The following is a 14,652-nucleotide window of genomic DNA, read 5'->3' as shown; positions in this document are numbered from 1 at the left end:
CCGCGTATGCAATGCGAGACCATCCGCCGCACCGGCGCTTACACGGGGAACACCATGGCCTATAAAACCGACATTCAAATCGCACGCGAAGCGTCCAAGCGTCCCATTCAGGAGATCGGCGAAAAGCTGGGCATCGGCAGCGATGATCTGCTGCCCTACGGCCACGACAAGGCAAAGGTGAGCCAGTCGTTCATCAACTCCGTGCAGGACCGCAAGGACGGCAAGCTGATCCTCGTGACCGCGATCAACCCGACGCCCGCGGGGGAGGGCAAGACGACCACAACCGTGGGTCTGGGCGACGGTCTGAACCGCATCGGCAAGAATGCTTGCGTCTGTATCCGTGAAGCCTCGCTGGGCCCGAATTTCGGGATGAAGGGCGGGGCTGCCGGCGGTGGCTATGCGCAGGTTGTGCCGATGGAAGAGATGAACCTGCACTTTACCGGGGATTTCCACGCCATCACCTCGGCGCACAACCTGCTGAGCGCGATGATCGACAACCACATCTACTGGGGCAACGAGCTGGAGATCGACCAGCGCCGCGTCGTCTGGCGCCGGGTCGTGGACATGAACGACCGCGCACTGCGCCAGATCACGGCGTCGCTGGGCGGTGTGTCCAACGGCTTCCCGCGCGAGGCCGGATTTGACATCACGGTCGCCTCCGAGGTGATGGCGATCCTGTGTCTGGCAAAGGATCTGTCGGATCTGCAGAAGCGTCTGGGTGACATGATCGTGGCCTACCGCCGCGACCGCTCGCCGGTCTACGCGCGCGATATCAAGGCGGACGGCGCGATGACCGTCCTGCTGAAAGACGCGATGCAGCCGAACCTTGTGCAAACGCTGGAAAACAATCCCGCCTTCGTGCACGGCGGTCCGTTTGCGAATATCGCGCATGGCTGCAACTCGGTGATTGCCACGACAACGGCGCTGAAGCTGGCGGATTACGTGGTGACCGAAGCGGGCTTCGGCGCCGATCTGGGGGCCGAGAAATTCATGAACATCAAATGCCGCAAGGCGGGGCTGGCCCCGTCGGTGGTGGTCGTTGTTGCGACCGTGCGCGCGATGAAGATGAACGGCGGCGTGGCCAAGAAGGATCTGGGCGACGAGAACGTCGAGGCCGTGAAGAAGGGTTGTGCCAACCTTGGCCGTCATATCGAGAACGTCAAAAGCTTTGGCGTGCCGGTGGTCGTGGCGATCAACCATTTTGTCACTGACACCGACGCCGAGGTGCAGGCGGTCAAGGACTATGTGGCCGAGCAGGGCGCCGAGGCGATCCTGTCGCGCCACTGGGAACTGGGCTCTGAAGGCTCCGCCGATCTGGCGACCCGCGTGGCCGAAATCGCCGATGCGGGCGAGGCTGACTTTGCCCCGATCTATCCCGACGACATGCCGCTTTTCCAAAAGATCGAGGCGGTCGCCAAACGCATCTACCGCGCCGACGAGGTGCTGGCCGATCAAAAGATCCGCAACCAGCTGAAGGATTGGGAAGCGCAAGGATACGGTAACCTGCCGGTCTGCATGGCGAAAACGCAGTACAGCTTTACCACCGACCCCGACCGCCGCGGCGCGCCCGTCGGCTTCTCGGTGCCGGTGCGTGAAGTGCGTCTGAGCGCGGGTGCGGGATTTGTCGTGGTGATCTGCGGTGAGATCATGACCATGCCGGGCCTGCCGCGTGTGCCGTCTGCCGAAGCGATCAAGCTCAACGCCGATGGCGACGTCGAAGGGCTGTTCTGAACCAAACGGGCGGGACGACGCGCGGCTGCGCCGACGCCCCGCCCACCCTCCCGTATCCGGGAGCAATGCAATGAACCGAGGAAGACATAATGACTGCGACCGTAATCGACGGTAAGGAATTCGCCGCGCGGGTGCGCGGCCAGGTGGCCGAACATGTGGACCGTTTGAAAGCCGATCACGGGATCACGCCGGGGCTGGCCGTCGTGCTGGTGGGTGAGGATCCCGCCAGTCAGGTCTACGTCCGCTCAAAGGGCAAGATGACGGTCGAGGTCGGTATGAAATCGGTTGAACACCGGCTTGAGGCGGACACCTCTGAGGCCGATCTGCTCGCGCTGATCGACCAGCTGAACAAGGATGCAGAGATCCACGGGATCCTCGTGCAGCTGCCGCTACCCAAGCACCTCAACGAGGATCTGGTCATCAACAGCATTGATCCGGCGAAAGATGTCGACGGGTTCCATATCTCGAACGTGGGGCTGTTGGGGACGGGGCAGAAATCGATGGTACCGTGCACGCCGCTGGGGTGTCTGATGATGCTGCGCGATCATCACGGCTCGATCTCCGGTATGGATGCCGTGGTGATCGGGCGCTCGAATATCGTCGGCAAGCCGATGGCGCAGCTGCTTCTGAATGACAGCGCGACGGTGACGATCGCGCATTCGCGCACCAAGGATCTGGCCGAGATCGTGCGCCGCGCGGATATTGTCGTCGCCGCCGTGGGCCGGCCCGAAATGGTGCCCGGCGATTGGATCAAGCCCGGTGCAACGGTGATCGACGTCGGTATCAACCGTCTTGACGCCCCCGAGCGTGGCGCGGGCAAGACCAAGCTGGTGGGCGATGTCGACTATGACAGCTGTGCCGCCGTGGCCGGTGCGATCACGCCCGTGCCGGGCGGTGTCGGTCCGATGACCATCGCCTGCCTTCTGGCCAATACGGTGACGGCCTGCTGTCGCGCCAATGGTCTGGCGGAACCCGAAGGGCTGACAGCCTGAATATCAGCGGGGCACCGGCACCATGGTGCCCTGCAGCACGGCGATGAGTGTTTGTGTGCCTGCCTCCTCGGCGTGGACCTCCGCTGTGACCACACACAGGCGCCTGCCGGGCTTTACGACGCGCCCGGTCGCGATCAGCCGCGATCCGCGGGCCGGTGCGAGCAGGTTGATCTTGATCTCCGCGGTGACGACCTCATTCTCGGGCGGCAGCACGGTTAAAGCGGCGTAGCCCGCTGCGCTGTCTCCGATTGAGAACGTCAGCCCCGCGTGACCGAACCCCTGCTGCTGACGCGCACCGGGAAGGATCGGGGCCGTAATGCGCACGAGACCTTCGGCAACGTGCAGGATTTCCGCGCCAAGGGTTGCCATCATGCTCTGTCGCGCAAAGCTTTTGTGGATGCGGGCGGTCAGCGTATCCATAGGCTACCGCGGGATCGGGATGGGCGTCGGCTGAGGGCCGGTCAGAACGGCCAGGGCCTCAGGGCGCATCAGCTGCCTCAACACCGGCGTCTCCACCCGCAACCCACCGGTATAGGTCCCGTAGGCCGGCAGGATGACGCGGTTACTGTCGATCAGAAATGCCGGGCGCGTGACGGTGCGACCTCGGGCGGTGAGCCCGGCCTTGGGATGAAAATGACCGGATATTTCGCCACGGGCCCCCGGCTGCGCGATATGTCGGAAAACGAGCGGGGGCGCGGCGAGTTCGAACAGTGTAGCACCCTCGAAGCCTGTGGCGCCCGGATCATGGTTTCCCTCAATCCACATCCACTGCCGCCCGGCCTGCAGCCGTGCGATCCACCTGCGCTCGATCTCGGGCAGTCCTTGCGCCGCGGCAAGATCGTCAAAACTGTCGCCGAGACAGATCACCTGGCGCGGGCGGGTTGCAGCGATGTCCGTCTCCAAACGTGCCAGTGTGTCGCGCGTGTCGTAGGGCGGCAGCTGCGCGCCGCCGCGTCGCGAAATCCGTTCGGATTTACCAAGATGGAGATCGCTGACGACAAGGGTGCTTTCTCTCGGCCACCAAAGAGCACCGGAGCCCAGTGCCTGTAACGTCGCACCCGCAAGAGAGAAGTCGAAACTCTTCATATCACGTGTTTGGAACACTTGGTGAACATAGACAAGGCAAAAACGAAAGCCATGCGCGTGCAGCGGCACGCGGATCAGGTATTTCGAAAAGGGTGCAGGGGGATGTGTGTTCCCTTTAACGATTTGTTTACCTTGATTTGTCAGGGTGGAGAAGCGGTACAGGCTGAGGAGCCGATGGCCGTAAAGGGTGCAGGGCGTCTCGTCCTGGATAAACACTTTTTGTCTGGACGAGACACCTGCATTTCCTGCACCCTTTATTAAATACCTCTGCACGTCATCGGCGGTCCGCACCGCGCTCGCTAGAGGTCACCAGCCTACCCGCCACTTTGGCTTGTCAGCCGGAGGTGGTGTTATTTGGTTGAGGCCCGAGGTTTCCATGAGCCTCGCGGCCTCCTCAGCGATCAGCCGTTCTTCGGCACCGCCTTTCACCGGTACGCGCCCCGCCTCGAGCAAGAGTGGAGCGGCGAGGGGGGTGACGCGATCGCGGCTGATATGGTCGATACGGCCTTGCGTCCGGGCGAGCATTTCCTCGATCCGGCCAAAGTCGACGAGGCCGCGCAGCGCTTCTTCCCGGGTGATGTCGAGCATCAGGTGATCAGGGTCGTATTTCGTCAGGGTGTCGTAAAGGATGTCAGAGCTGAACGTTGCCTGCCGACCTGATTTTCGGGCTTGCGGTGTGTTGCGCTCGATCAGCCCGGCAATCGTGGCGGAGGCGCGGAAGGTGCGTTTCATCACCGCATTGCCAGCGAGCCATGTCTCGACGCCGTCGTATAGCGCTTGGGGATCCAGCAGGGCATTCGCATCCGTCACGGGCTCAAGCCCCCAGATCAGCGTGGCGTAATCGGTCGCCACGAAGCCCAATGGATCAAGGCCCAGTTCTTCCATCCGCTTTGTCAGCAACAGGCCCAGCGTCTGCTGTCCGTTGCGCCCGGCAAAACCGTAGATGGCGGTATGCGGGCGGTTGTCGTGGGGAAAGCTCTCGATCAGCAATTCGCCGGGTTGCGGCAGCTTGCTGACGCGCCGTTGCAGGGCGAGCCAGTCAGCGGTGTGCGGCGGCAGATCGGGCCAGTCGTCTTGGGTAAAGAGCTGCTGCACACGGGCGCTCAACTGGGTGGAGGTGGCGAATTTGGTGCCCAGAAACGTCGCGATCTTGGGCTTTTTGGCAGCATCGCGGGAGACCTCGACGACGAGTTCGCGCAGCCCTTCGTATTTCACGATCTGCCCGCCTATGAGGAAGGTATCGCCGGGTGTCAGTGTCGCGGCAAAGCCTTCCTCGATCTCGCCCAGCGGCTTGCCGCCACGGTTGCGGCGCATGCGCACCTTGAGCGTGTCGGTATCCTGAATAGTGCCTATATTCATACGGATACGCTGTGCCGCGCGCGGGTCGCGCAGCTGCCAGTGCCCGTCGGGGCGTTGGATCAGCCGCTGCCAGCGGTCGTAGGCGCGCAGGGCGTAGCCGCCCGTGGCGCAGAAATCGAGGCAGCTGTCGAATTCGGCGCGGGTGAGGTCACTGTAGGCCCCGGCGGAGCGGAATTCGGCAAAGAGGCTATCTGCATCGAAGGGCCCCGCGCAGGCGGTGATGAGGATGTGCTGGCACAGCACGTCGCGCGGGCCCCGGCCGCGCGGCTCCCCGTCCAGATCGCCCGCGAGCACGGCGTCGAGGGCGGCGATACATTCGACCACTTCAAAGCGATTTGCCGGTACTAACAAGGCCTTGGAGGGTGCGTTGTAGCGGTGGTTGGCGCGGCCGATGCGCTGGACCAGCCGTTTGACATTCTTGGGCGCGCCGATCTGGATCACCAGATCCACGTCGCCCCAGTCTATCCCCAGATCGAGGCTGCCGGTGCAGACGATCGCGCGCAGCTCGCCGCGCACCATGGCGCCTTCGACGCGCTCGCGCTGCTGGCGGTCGAGGGAGCCGTGGTGGATGCCGATGGGCAGGCTATCTTCATTCGCAAGCCACAGATTATGAAAGAAAATTTCCGCCTGCGCGCGGGTGTTGTGAAAGATCAGCGTGGTGTTGTGCTGTTTGACCTGTTCGAGCACGGCGGGGATGGCGTAGGCCGCGCCGCCCCCGGCCCAGGGGGGGCTTCCTCGGTGCGCAGCATCCGGATGTCGGGGGCGGGCCGGGATCGGCCATCAGGATCTCGCAGGGATCGGGGTGGCGGGCCATGAAATGTGCAATGCTTTCAGGGTCTTCGACGGTGGCCGACAGGCCTACGCGTTTGAGGTCGGGGCACAGGGTTTGCAGCCGCGCGAGCGCCAACATCATCTGATCGCCGCGTTTGCTTTCGGCGAGGGCGTGGATCTCATCAATGACCACGCGTTTGAGGCCGCGAAACATGCGCGGCGCGTCCTCGTAGCTGACCAGCAGGGCGAGGCTTTCTGGCGTCGTCAGAAAGATATGCGGGGGGTCGGCGCGCTGGCGTTTGCGACGTGTCGCAGGGGTGTCGCCGGTGCGCTCGTCGATGCGGATGGGCAGGTGCATCTCTTCGACCGGGGTTGTCAAATTGCGTTTGATATCAGCGGCTAACGCCTTGAGCGGGGAGATGTAGAGCGTGTGCATCCCCGCGTGATCGCCGTTCGCCAGATCAATGAGCGTCGGCAGAAAACCCGACAGGGTTTTACCGCCACCGGTGGGTGCGATCATCAGCGTGGCGGGGGCGTCGGCGCGATCGAGCATCTCTTGCTGGTGGGGATGGATGTCCCAGCCCTTGCTGGCAAACCAATCGGCGAATTTGGGGGGGAGTGTGGTCATGGCAGAGAGGTAGCGTGCTCGGCGTGCGCTGCCAGTTGCGCGCAACACCCAGAGGCGGGATCGGGCGATAGGGGCTTAATGCCCCGCAAAACAGGCCTTTGGCGTTGTCACAACCCGTACACCGCGCGTGCACAGCGCGTACACCGGTTGGCACCAGTAGGCGGGATTAACGGGGCGCGCGCCGGGGTGTGTCGATAAGGTGTTAACGCCACCGCCAAGGTTGCCGTGACAGGAGTGCGAAGGCAGCGGCGAGGGCCACGGCGACGCAGAGCAGCGCCTTTGACCACGGCTCCATCGTGCCGTCGATCAGCAGGGCGTGGGCGATGGTGCCGCCCGCGATCACCAACGCCAGCGCGCGGTGCCCCCAGCGCCAAACGCGGGGGCGCAGGTGGCGGCGGAGAGCCGCCGCGAGGGCGGTGGCGAACACCGCCCACATGGCAATCACGCCCCAAAGCGAGAATTGCGTGGGCGAGCGCAAGAGCAGCGCGTCGACCACATCGGGCGGGCTGGTGATCCACAACCCGCCCACGTGCACGAGGGTCAGGCCGACGAGGCTGGCACCGGTGATCCGGTGCAGCCAGCGGGAGGTGATGGGCGAGAGGCACAGCGCGCCGCCGGCCAGCAGCGGCTGGATCAACAGCGCGCAGAGCGCAAGCACCCCGGCAAGACCGGCGGCGATATAGACGGGCTGACGGTAGGCCAGCAGCGGACTGGCGAGCGACAGGACGACCGGCACGGCGAGTGCAAGGGCGACCGCGCTCCAGATCAGCCAGCGCACGCTGTCTTACGCCGGTTGCAGCACAAAATCCGCGTGCAGGGTGGTGGCGGAGGGATCGGACATCACCGGGCGCAGGAACACCGTCTGAAATTCAGCCGAGTCGTAGGCGAGATGCCCGTGCGCCTGACCAAAGGCGGGCACGATCTGCGGCATCTCCAGCCGGAAATTGCCGTCGGCGTCGGTGAGCGTGGCGCCGTGGCTTTGCGGATCGCGCTCGTGCCCTTCGGTGGTGTGCGCCCAGATCTGGATGCGCTGGCCGGGCAGGGGCGCGCCGTCGCCCGCGCGGCGCACGGTGCCGGTCATGAAAAATCCGCCGCCGCCGATCCGCTCCACGATGGGTGCGCCGGGGCGGTAATTGTTGGCGCCGCCGCGCATGGTGGGCGTTGGGGCGACGCCCGCCGCCCGGGCGGGGACGGCCAGCGCGCAGGCGCCGGTTGCAATCAGGGTGCGGCGGGTGATCAGGTGGGATGGCATGATATGTCTCCTCTGTCTGCCTCCAAGATAGGTGCAGACAGCCCGCCGAAAACCCCCGCTACTTTACAATATGTTCATCTTTCACAAACATGTTCGCCCACGCCCGGTCGATCAGCTCGGGGCTCATCTGATAGGGGATCCCTTCGAATTCGCAGACCGAGATCATCTGGTCGATCAGGAAGATCGGCTGATAGTTGGCGTAGATGTTGTCGATCGTGGGATATTTGTTTTTCAGCAGGTGAATGAGCGATGCCTCATCCAGCGGCATGCCGCGTTTCTTGGCCACCATGGAAAAGATCTTGAGGAAGTTCGCCTGGTTCGGCCCGTCGATCTTGATCTTGAAGAAGATCCGGCGCAGGGCGGCCTGGTCAAAGATCTCGTTGGGGTGGAAGTTGGTCGAGAAGATCACGAGCGTGTCGAACGGCACCTCGAATTTCTCGCCCGACTGAAAGGCGAGGATGTCGCGCGATTCCTCCAGCGGGACGATCCAGCGGTTGACGATGGCCTGCGGCGGTTCTTTCTGGCGGCCAAGGTCGTCGACGATAAAGATCCCGCCGGTCGATTTCAGCTGCAAGGGCGCCTGATAAGTGCGCGCGGTGGGGTTGTAGACCAGATCGAGCATGTCGAGCGACAGCTCACCCCCCGTGACCACGGTGGGGCGTTCACAGCAGACGTAGCGCGCATCGAACCGGGTGACGCGGCGCAGGGAGGTGGGATCCTGCTCTGCCTGGGCGACGGCGGTGTGCACGATGGGGTCATAGACGGTGATGACCTGGCTTGAGTATTCAATCGCGCGCGGCACGTAGACCTGATCGCCAAGCGCGTCGCGGATCCCGTTTGAGATCGAGGATTTACCGTTACCCGGCGGGCCGTACATCAGGATCGAGCGGCCTGCGGAGACGGCGGGGCCAAGATTGCTCAGCAGATCGTCGGGCAGCACCAAATGGCCCATGGCGCCGGTGAGCTGGTTGCGGGTGATCTGCATGTTGCGCACCGATTGGCGCGCGACCTGTTCCTTGTAGACCTCAAGCGGCACGGGCATTGCGCCGAAATATTCCGACTGCGCCAGCGCATCGAGCGCGCGGGCCTTACCGCCGTCGGTCAGCTGATAGCCCATCTCGTTGGCGCCATCGGCGCTTTGCGTGCCGGTCGCCTCGATCAGGCGCTGGGTGCGGCACATGTCGACCAGTTCCTGCGTCACCGGGATCGGCAGGGCGATGGCGCGGGAAAGCTCGCTCACCATCTCGAGGTTCATGCGGAAGATCGTTTTCAGCAGGATGTCCCGCATCATCACGACGGGCAGGCGCATTTCCTGCAATGTCTTGGGCGGTGGCGGAGCCATTACGGCGGTGGTGGGCGCGTTCATGTCATTATCCCTCTGCTCGGGTGGGGGTGTTTTGCGAGCAGACTAGAGGGGGATCATGGCATTAATCAGGCGCCGTAAAGGATTCCGAGGATCAAATACAACGCCAGCGTGGTGCCGAGCGCGAGGCCCATCGGAAATTTCTTGCCCTGCTCCCAGGACGCCCAATCGGGTGCGAGGCGGCGCAGGGGCGTCATCCTTATTCCGCGGTGGGTGACAACGGCCGCGATCAGCGTCGCGGTAAAGAGCCACATCAAAAGCCGCAGATCGCCGAGCGCGATAAACGGTGCGGCGGCGGCGGCGAATTTACTGTCGCCCGCCCCCATCGCCCCGGCCATATTCAGCACGAAGCCCACGACGAGCACGATCACCATGCTCAGAAGCCGCCAAAGATACGTATCGAACGGCAGTGCGATCAGGCCGACCGCGATAAAGACGCCCGCCAGCAACAGATTGGCGCCATTGGTGATCTTCATCCGCGCCATATCGGTGTAGCAGACGTATAGGCAGATCGGCAGGACGAAAGGCAAAAACCACGCGGCCGAATAAACGGTGATCGACATCCTCAGCTCTCGAGAGCGGAGAGCGAGCGTGCGGCGGCCTCGAAGTGCTGCGGATGCGTGTCGATGGCGTCGCGCAGCAGCCCCTTGCCGGTTTCCACATCGCCTTGCTTGATCGCCGAGAGCGCCATGGTGTGCAGCAGCTGCGCGCGTTCGGTCTGGCTCATGGGAACGACGGGCAGGGCATAGTTGCGCTGCGCCCCGCGCGCCAGCACCAGATTGTTCTTTGCGGTGAACAGCGCGCTATCCTGCGCGACGGCCTGGGTGAACAGACGTTCCGCATCGGCATAGGCGCCGCGTGTCAGCTTGGAATAGCCCCAGTTGTTGAGCACGGGCGCGGGTTTGGTCGTCAGACCCACGGCGGTCTCGTAAAAGCTGTCGGCTTTTTTCCACTGCTGCTTGCTATCGGCGACGATCGCCTCGAGGCGGTAGCGCTTGAATGTTTCGTGGGTGGGCGGGATCGCGGTCAGCGTCTGCTCTGCACCCGACCAGTTGCCAGAGCGGATCATCGCATCGGCCAGCTCGACCCGGTCTGCATCGGTGGCGCCGGGCAGGGCCACCGTGCGCTGCCACGCGGCGGTGCCCTCGTCAAAGCGTTTGGCGCGGATCAGCGAAAGGGCAAGGCCGCGGTTGCTGTCGATATTGTCGGGGGCTTCCTGCAGGGTCCGCTGGAAATAGGTGACGGCCTCGTTGGGGTCACCCACTGTCAGCATCACCTCGCCAAGGTTGTTTTCGTCGATGACGTTGACGTCCTGAAAGGCGCGTTCGACGGTTTCATCGGCGTTCTGCTCGGCGCAGGCGCTCAGGAAAAGCGCGCCTGTCAAAACGGTGCTCACAACGGAAAAATGGCGCATTTTTGCGTCCCTTTACTGCTTCTGCCTCAGGTGGTGCGGCCCTTTTTGGCCCCCGCGCCTATGTTTAGGTCACAAGGAAGAGCGGATGACGAAATCGCCGGTTCCGCGACGCACCAGTTTATATTCTTCATCGTTAGCAGAAACCGTCCCGGAGTTCTGCGATTTTTCTTGCGCCAGTCGCAGATTGTCCCGGATTGAGACACTTTCGCCATTATCGAGCGCGAAGGCGCGGCGAAACACCTGTGTCGCGTCGACAATTTTGCCACGCTCCATCAGCACAACGCCCAGATTGTTCCAGATTTCGGGCTGCGTGCTGTCGCGCTCCAACGCGCGGCGCAGCAGCAGTTCGGCCTGACCCAGACGGCCAAGCCCCAGGTTTGCGGTGCCCAGACCCGACAGGATTTCGGCGTCCACGGTGCCGCGGTCGATGGCGGCGCGGTTGAAGCTCTTGATCGCCAGCTCGTACTGGCCCGCCGCGACGAGCCGGTGCCCCACGTCAAGGTTGTCGGCACCGGTGGCCCGGCGGTTCACGCCCGGCGCATCCAGCTGATCGGGCGTGCGCGCGCCGAAAACGGACGCACCAAGGCCGCCCGTGGAACAGGCGGCCAAAGCCATCGGCGTGAGGAATATCAGAGCGCGGAATAGCCCGCGCCCCCATGTGCCGTTCATTATTGTCCAGGTCCGCTCATTTCGCCCAGTTTTGCGATGCCCATGGCCGATGGTCCCACGAGGATGACCAGCAGGGGCGGCACCGTGAGCATCATAGTGGCAAGTGTCATCTTGGTTGGCAACTTGTTTGCGGCTTCCTCGGCGCGCATCACGCGCTTGTCGCGCATTTCCCCGGCGTAGACGCGCAGGGCGTCGGCGATCGAAGTCCCGAAGGCCGCCGATTGCACCAGCACGGTCACAAAGGACGATACATCCTGCACCCCGCAGCGGGTGCCCATGTCATTGAGCACGCTGACCTTGTCCTTGCCGGCCTTCATCTCGTGCGCGACCACCTGGAATTCATCCGCAAGCGCGGCGTAGGAGGCTTTCAGCTCCTTGCCGACCCGGTTGATGCACTGATCGAGCGATTGGCCCGCCTCGACGCAGACGAGCATCATGTCGAGCGCGTCGGGAAAGCCCTGTTCGATCTCTTCCTTGCGCGCGGCCACGCGGCGGGTGATCCAGTATTTGGGCAGCCAATAGCCGATGGCGCCGGGGCCCAATGTCCACATCACGGTTTTCTGTGTGCCCATGTCCCCTTCGACGATGAAGTTCACGTAGACCACCCCGATCACCAGCCCCAGCACCCCCAGCGCCATCTGCGCAAAGTAGAAGATGCGGACGGCATCGCGGGACTGATAGCCGGCCTGACGCAGTTCCAGCTGTTTCTGGCTCAGCTCGCCCACGTCCTTGGGTTCAAGGAAGGTTGCGAATTTCTCAAGCTGGGCGTTGCCATCCTTTTGGCGCAGCGCGGCCTGTTTGCCATCTCCCTTCTGGCTGCCGCGCGGCGATTTCGCGTCGCGTGCCAGCTTGTCGAGCGGGTCTTCGGGCTGGTTCATCATCATCGCGACGGTCGCGAGGACAAGCACCACGCCGAGCACGCCGAGGGCAATGATCATGCCGAAGGGGCCCAGGGCGTTGGTCAGTGAATCGAGCATGGGGAATCCTCAGACTTTGATGTTGGTCAGCATGCGCATCACGAAGAGGTTCAGCGCCAGGAAGATGCCCACGAAGAAACACGCAGGGATGAAATACGGGGTCTCCTTGACCTCGTCGTAGTAGTTCGGATCGCCGATATTGATGACGATCAGCGCCATCACCGGGAAACCCGACAGGAATTTGCCGGACCATTTCGCCTCGGCCGTGATCGCCTTCACGCGGCGGAAAAGGCGAAAGCGGGCGCGGATCACCTTGGCCAGACCGGCGAGGATTTCCGCGAGGTTACCACCCGATTGCTGCTGGATGGTCACGGCCACCGCGAGAAAGCGCAGATCCTGCATTTCGAGCCGTTCGGCCATATCCTTGAGCGCTTCGCCCACGTCGCGCCCGTAGGCGGCCTCATCCGCGATCACCCCGAATTCGGAGGCGAGCGGATCCTGAATTTCCTTGGACACGATCGAGATCGCGTTCGAGAACGGGTGGCCGACGCGCAAGGAGCGCACCATCAGCTCGACCGCGTCGGGCAGCTGCTCCTCGATCATCGCCATGCGTTTGTTGGCCTTCGATGAGATCCAGAAGAATACCGCCCCCACACCCATGCCCACCGACAGCACCAGACGCACGGGCGCCTCGGTGGCGGTGCCCACGGTCAGACCCATGAACACCATCGCCGACACGCCCGCCATCACCATCAGCAATTGCTGCGGGGTAAAGGCAATCGCGGCCTTCTGCGCCTTGACGCTCAGCAGCGAATACAGCGGGATCGATTTGGCGTTCATGTGCTGCTGCATTTCCTTGCGCAGCTTGTCGAGCACCTCTTCGCGGCGCTGGCCCTTGTCGAGCATCTCAAGACGCCGGTTCACGCGGGAGTTCAGCGAGATGGATTTCCCGAAAGCCACCAGATAGAGGCCCTCGACCAGCACGAGTACGCCGACAAAGATCAGCCCGTAGATAATTGGTTCTGCACTCATTTTTCTGCTCCTACTCGGCCGCGACCGGCTCATAGATGGATGCGGGCAGATCGTAGCCCCACATCCGGAACCGCTCGGCGTAGTGGCTGCGCACGCCGGTGGCGGTGAAATGGCCGATGATCTTGTTTTCCGGCGTGAGGCCAACGCGCTGGTAGCGGAAGATCTCCTGCATGGAGATCACGTCACCCTCCATCCCGGTGATCTCGGTGATTGAGGTCATGCGGCGCGAGCCGTCCTGCAGGCGCGAGGCCTGCACGATGAGGTTCACAGCCGAAGAGATCTGCGAGCGCACGGCCTTGAGCGGCATTTCGATGCCCGCCATGGCGATCATGTTTTCGAGGCGGGAAACCCCGTCGCGGGCGGAGTTGGCGTGGATCGTGGTCATTGAGCCGTCGTGGCCGGTGTTCATGGCCTGCAGCATGTCGATGACTTCCTCCCCGCGGGTCTCACCCACGATGATGCGGTCGGGGCGCATCCGCAGGGCGTTTTTCAGACAGTCGCGGGGGGAAACCTCGCCCTTGCCCTCGACGTTGGGCGGGCGGCTTTCCATGCGGCCCACGTGGGTCTGTTGCAGCTGAAGTTCCGCCGTATCCTCGATCGTCAGGATGCGTTCGGCGTTGTCGATGAAGGAGCTGAGCGCGTTGAGTGTGGTGGTTTTACCCGAGCCGGTACCGCCCGAGACGATGACATTCAGGCGCGTGGCCACGGCGGCCTGCAGATAGGCGGCCATTTCCTCGGTGAAGGCGCCGAATTGCACCAGATCGTCGATCCCGAGCTTGTCCTTTTTGAACTTACGGATGGAGACGAGCGAGCCGTCGACGGCCACGGGTGGGACCATCGCGTTGAAACGCGAGCCGTCTTTCAGGCGGGCATCGACGTAGGGGTTGCTTTCGTCCACGCGCCGACCGACGGCGCTCACAATCTTGTCGATGATGCGCAGCAGGTGACGCTCATCCTTGAAGGTGACGTCGGTCAATTCCAGCTTGCCGGAGCGTTCGACAAAGATCTGCTGCGGGCCGTTGACGAGAATATCGTTCACGCTTTCATCTTTCAAAAGCGTCTCGAGCGGGCCCAGGCCGGTGACTTCGTCGTAAAGTTCTGAATTCAGCGTCAGCCGGTCCTCGCGCCCCAGCACGATTGAATTCTCGGACAGAAACTCCGCCGCGATGGCGTTGATTTCCTGGCGCAGGTCCTGTTCGGTCGCGTGTTCAAGCGCGGCAAGGTTGAGATTGTCGAGAAGCGCGCGGTGCAGCTCAAGCTTGATGTCGCCCATGCGCTGCTTGCGCTTGACCTCCTTGTCGACCGGCGTGGCGGCCGCGGGGGCGGACGCGCGGCGCATGCTGGGCTTTGCCTCGGTGATCGGCGTTACCTTTTGCGGCGCGGGGGCCGCGGGCGCGGGGGCTGCGTCGGGCTTTTTGTACTTGGAAAACATCGCGTG

General features: G+C 63.2%; 12 protein-coding genes and 2 pseudogenes. 2 read left to right on the top strand and 12 right to left on the bottom strand.

Annotation, left to right across the window (positions count from 1 at the left end):
• Positions 1-54 precede the first annotated feature (54 nt).
• Entirely contained in the window at positions 55-1,731 is a 1,677-nt protein-coding gene (locus KDD17_RS09995; protein ID WP_212703533.1) for a formate--tetrahydrofolate ligase, read from the top strand.
• Between the two features lie 89 nt (positions 1,732-1,820).
• Positions 1,821-2,723, top strand: coding sequence for a bifunctional methylenetetrahydrofolate dehydrogenase/methenyltetrahydrofolate cyclohydrolase FolD (gene folD / locus KDD17_RS09990; protein WP_212703532.1), 903 nt, complete (start codon positions 1,821-1,823; stop codon positions 2,721-2,723).
• 3 nt (positions 2,724-2,726) lie between these two features.
• On the opposite strand, the gene KDD17_RS09985 is transcribed toward folD, so the two are convergent.
• The 12 genes and pseudogenes from KDD17_RS09985 to KDD17_RS09930 form a co-directional block, all read right to left on the bottom strand.
• Positions 2,727-3,143, bottom strand: a complete 417-nt coding sequence (locus KDD17_RS09985; RefSeq protein WP_212703531.1) for a PaaI family thioesterase — start codon at positions 3,141-3,143, stop codon at positions 2,727-2,729.
• 3 nt (positions 3,144-3,146) lie between these two features.
• A pseudogene (gene pdeM / locus KDD17_RS19255) lies at positions 3,147-3,731 on the bottom strand (ligase-associated DNA damage response endonuclease PdeM); the annotation flags it as partial.
• A gap of 384 nt (positions 3,732-4,115) precedes the next feature.
• Positions 4,116-6,567 (bottom strand): annotated as a pseudogene (locus KDD17_RS09975) (ligase-associated DNA damage response DEXH box helicase).
• A gap of 202 nt (positions 6,568-6,769) precedes the next feature.
• A complete protein-coding gene (locus KDD17_RS09970) occupies positions 6,770-7,345 on the bottom strand; it encodes a ferric reductase-like transmembrane domain-containing protein (RefSeq protein WP_212703530.1) in 576 nt (191 codons plus the stop codon).
• Between the two features lie 6 nt (positions 7,346-7,351).
• Positions 7,352-7,819, bottom strand: coding sequence for a peptidase associated/transthyretin-like domain-containing protein (locus KDD17_RS09965; protein WP_212703529.1), 468 nt, complete (start codon positions 7,817-7,819; stop codon positions 7,352-7,354).
• 58 nt (positions 7,820-7,877) lie between these two features.
• On the bottom strand, positions 7,878-9,185 hold the full coding sequence (locus tag KDD17_RS09960; RefSeq protein ID WP_212703528.1) for a DUF8689 domain-containing protein: 1,308 nt from the start codon (positions 9,183-9,185) through the stop codon (positions 7,878-7,880).
• 65 nt (positions 9,186-9,250) lie between these two features.
• On the bottom strand, positions 9,251-9,745 hold the full coding sequence (locus KDD17_RS09955) for a prepilin peptidase (protein WP_212703527.1): 495 nt from the start codon (positions 9,743-9,745) through the stop codon (positions 9,251-9,253).
• A gap of 2 nt (positions 9,746-9,747) precedes the next feature.
• Entirely contained in the window at positions 9,748-10,596 is an 849-nt protein-coding gene (locus KDD17_RS09950) for a tetratricopeptide repeat protein (protein WP_212703526.1), read from the bottom strand.
• Between the two features lie 69 nt (positions 10,597-10,665).
• Positions 10,666-11,265, bottom strand: coding sequence for a tetratricopeptide repeat protein (locus KDD17_RS09945; protein ID WP_212703525.1), 600 nt, complete (start codon positions 11,263-11,265; stop codon positions 10,666-10,668).
• Positions 11,265-12,242 carry a type II secretion system F family protein gene (locus tag KDD17_RS09940; protein WP_212703524.1) on the bottom strand — a complete coding sequence of 326 codons (978 nt, stop codon included), beginning with the start codon at positions 12,240-12,242 and terminating at the stop codon, positions 11,265-11,267. The genes KDD17_RS09945 and KDD17_RS09940 overlap by 1 nt, the downstream gene beginning before the upstream one ends.
• 9 nt (positions 12,243-12,251) lie before the next feature.
• Positions 12,252-13,214: a type II secretion system F family protein gene (locus tag KDD17_RS09935; RefSeq protein ID WP_212703523.1), complete on the bottom strand. Its 963-nt coding sequence runs from the start codon at positions 13,212-13,214 to the stop codon at positions 12,252-12,254.
• A gap of 10 nt (positions 13,215-13,224) precedes the next feature.
• Positions 13,225-14,646, bottom strand: a complete 1,422-nt coding sequence (locus tag KDD17_RS09930; protein WP_212703522.1) for a TadA family conjugal transfer-associated ATPase — start codon at positions 14,644-14,646, stop codon at positions 13,225-13,227.
• Positions 14,647-14,652: the final 6 nt, after the last annotated feature.

This window comes from Sulfitobacter albidus, from assembly GCF_018200035.1.
Classification (GTDB): Bacteria; Pseudomonadota; Alphaproteobacteria; order Rhodobacterales; family Rhodobacteraceae; genus Sulfitobacter; species Sulfitobacter albidus.
The sequence above is the reverse complement of the archived record's forward strand: the minus strand, read 5'-3'. Positions and strand labels throughout refer to the sequence as shown.

Excerpts from the sequence above, each read along its gene's own strand:
- KDD17_RS09995 (WP_212703533.1), top strand. The coding sequence starts at position 55 with ATGGCCTATAAAACCGACATTCAAATCGCACGCGAAGCGTCCAAGCGT.
- folD (WP_212703532.1), top strand. The coding sequence starts at position 1,821 with ATGACTGCGACCGTAATCGACGGTAAGGAATTCGCCGCGCGGGTGCGC.
- KDD17_RS09985 (WP_212703531.1), bottom strand. The coding sequence starts at position 3,143 with ATGGATACGCTGACCGCCCGCATCCACAAAAGCTTTGCGCGACAGAGC.
- KDD17_RS09965 (WP_212703529.1), bottom strand. The coding sequence starts at position 7,819 with ATGCCATCCCACCTGATCACCCGCCGCACCCTGATTGCAACCGGCGCC.
- KDD17_RS09960 (WP_212703528.1), bottom strand. The coding sequence starts at position 9,185 with ATGAACGCGCCCACCACCGCCGTAATGGCTCCGCCACCGCCCAAGACA.
- KDD17_RS09955 (WP_212703527.1), bottom strand. The coding sequence starts at position 9,745 with ATGTCGATCACCGTTTATTCGGCCGCGTGGTTTTTGCCTTTCGTCCTG.
- KDD17_RS09950 (WP_212703526.1), bottom strand. The coding sequence starts at position 10,596 with ATGCGCCATTTTTCCGTTGTGAGCACCGTTTTGACAGGCGCGCTTTTC.
- KDD17_RS09945 (WP_212703525.1), bottom strand. The coding sequence starts at position 11,265 with ATGAACGGCACATGGGGGCGCGGGCTATTCCGCGCTCTGATATTCCTC.
- KDD17_RS09940 (WP_212703524.1), bottom strand. The coding sequence starts at position 12,242 with ATGCTCGATTCACTGACCAACGCCCTGGGCCCCTTCGGCATGATCATT.
- KDD17_RS09935 (WP_212703523.1), bottom strand. The coding sequence starts at position 13,214 with ATGAGTGCAGAACCAATTATCTACGGGCTGATCTTTGTCGGCGTACTC.
- KDD17_RS09930 (WP_212703522.1), bottom strand. The coding sequence starts at position 14,646 with ATGTTTTCCAAGTACAAAAAGCCCGACGCAGCCCCCGCGCCCGCGGCC.